Source organism: Methylobacterium sp. WL103 (assembly GCF_008039885.1).
GTDB lineage: Bacteria > Pseudomonadota > Alphaproteobacteria > Rhizobiales > Beijerinckiaceae > Methylobacterium > Methylobacterium cerastii.
Window position 1 is genome coordinate 1 of sequence record NZ_VRUX01000682.1, and the last position, 2,095, is coordinate 2,095.

At 75.1% G+C, this 2,095-nt stretch carries 2 protein-coding genes and 1 pseudogene; 2 read left to right on the forward strand and 1 reads right to left on the reverse strand.

Annotated elements, in window-relative coordinates; translation table 11 throughout:
- Both FV222_RS30065 and FV222_RS24165 read left to right on the forward strand, forming a co-directional pair.
- Positions 1-188 (forward strand): annotated as a pseudogene (locus tag FV222_RS30065) (serine acetyltransferase); the annotation flags it as partial.
- On the forward strand, positions 185-856 hold the full coding sequence (locus tag FV222_RS24165; protein WP_187277455.1) for a serine acetyltransferase: 672 nt from the start codon (positions 185-187) through the stop codon (positions 854-856). The pseudogene FV222_RS30065 and the gene FV222_RS24165, both read left to right, overlap by 4 nt.
- A 47-nt stretch (positions 857-903) precedes the next feature.
- Here FV222_RS24165 and FV222_RS24170 read toward each other — a convergent pair whose 3' ends face one another.
- The gene (locus tag FV222_RS24170) at positions 904-2,070 is read right to left on the reverse strand and encodes a DUF1972 domain-containing protein (protein WP_147815836.1); all 1,167 of its coding nucleotides are present in this window, start codon (positions 2,068-2,070) and stop codon (positions 904-906) included.
- Positions 2,071-2,095 lie beyond the last annotated feature (25 nt).

Here is a 2,095-nt window from a genome sequence, read left to right on the forward strand (position 1 = left end):
GCCCCGGCCTGCCCCGCCTCGGCGACGACGTCGTCCTCGAGCCGGCCTCGATCGTGCTCGGCGCGGTGCTGATCGGCGACCGCGCCCGTGTCGGGCCGCGCTGCCTCGTGCTCAAGGACATCGAACCCGACACCGACCTGGCGCCGACTGACTGGCGCGCGCTGCCGGGACGGGGCGTCGCGTCGTGAGCGACGCCCGGCCCCTGCCCGAACCGAACCTCGACCACGCCCGCCCGGCGGTGATGCGGCGGATGCTGGCCGCCGACCTCGCGCGGATCGTGCGCCAGATCAGCGGCGACAGGCCGATGTCGCGCGCGCGCGCGGCGATGATGGTGCTGCTGCCGGCGATGCAATGCGCCGCGTTCCACCGGGTCGCCCACCTGCTGCACCTGCGCGGATGGCGGCGGAGCGCTGCCGCCGTCGCCGGGCTGTCGACGCGCCTCACGGGCGCCTCCTTTCACCCGGGATCGCGGATCGGCCCCGGCTTGTTCGTGCCCCACCCGGCCCGGATCGGCTTCTGCGGCACGGCGGGGCGCGACCTCGTGATCCTGCCGGCGGTAGTGGTCGCGCCCGCGCGCCCGGTGCTGGCCGCCGACCCGTTCCCCGCGGACGCGCCGCGCCTCGGCGACGGCGTCGTGGTCGGCGCCCATTCGCTCGTCCTCGGGGCGGTGACGGTCGGCGACGGGGCGATGGTCGGCGTCGGGGTCGCCACCCTGCGGGACATCCCGGCCGGGACCGTATCGGTCCAGCGCCTGCGCCAGACCAGCGTCCCGACCCGCGAGCCGGATCCTGTGGTCGCCGAAGACATCACGATCGCGCAAGCCTCCGGGCCCGCCCGGGACAGGAGCGCCGCATGAGACGCCCCCGTAACCTCGATCACCGGGCCTGGGGCCATCCCGTGGTCTCAGCCCGCGACCTCGACGCGGGCCGCGGCCCGGCGGCGGGCGCGGGTTTCGGGGAGCTGCGCCCGCAGCACCCGCTCGTAGGCGTCGACGATGCCGTCCCAGGCAAAGGCCTCGGCATGGCGCGCCCGCGCGCCGGACGACATCGCCGCGAGCTGCCCGGCCGGGGCGCGGGCGAGCCGCACGATGCCGTGGCGCAACTCGGTCTCGTCGCCGAAAAAGGCGGCGTCGGGTCCGGCCACCCAGCGGTTGAAGACGTTGTCGTGGGCGAGCACCGGCGAACCGGCGCCGAGCGCCTCGACCAGCGAGGGGTTGGTGCCGCCGACCGTGTGGCCGTGGATATGGAAGCGGGCGTGCCGGCGCAAAGCCGCGACGCGGTCCGCCTCGTAGATCGCGCCGGCGAAGATCACGTCCGGCCCGGCGGCCGCGCGCACCGCCCGGTGGTAGGCGTCCGCCTCCGAGAGTTTGCCGAGCACCACCAGGGGCAGGCCGGGGCTCACCTCGCTCCAGGCGCGGACCACCTGCAGCACAAGGTTCTCGGGCACGATGCGGGCGATGGCCAAGCCGTAACGCTGCGGCTCAACCCCGAGGGCGGCCAGCGATGTTGCCGGCGCGTCGGCCACGGGGTCGGCCCCGTAGGCGATGGTGGTGATGCGCCGCGTCGCGTTTACGCGGGCGAGGTGCCGGGCGATCTCGGGATGGTCGGCGACGAGGTGCGTCGAGAACAGGCTGCCGCAATGCTCGTTCAGCCAGAACCACACCTTGGCGGGCCTCGACCAGCGGTCCCGGCGCCACTCGATCCCGTCCATGTTCATCACGCTGCGCTTTCCGGTCAGCCGGTAGAGCAGGGAGAACGCGGCGGTGTTGTAGCCGAGCACCAGCGGCAGGGCCGGACGGAACGCCGCCTGCAAGGTGCATTTCCAGTCGAACCGGATCGTGGCGAGCGGGCCGTCGCCCGACGCCTGGACCGGGATCAGGTCGACGCCGCGCCAGGTCGAGGGCGCGGTCGGCCGGTCGACCTGGCAGTAGACCTCGACCCGCCAGCCGCGGGCGACCAGCTCCAGCGCGAGCCGTTCGGCCAGGGTCTCGAAGCCGCCATGCGCCGCGGGGACGCCCCGGGGCGGCTGGGGGGGTGGGGGGCGGTGGGGTTTTGACGGGTGACGGGCCAGCGGGCGCGGGGCGGGGGGGGGTGGG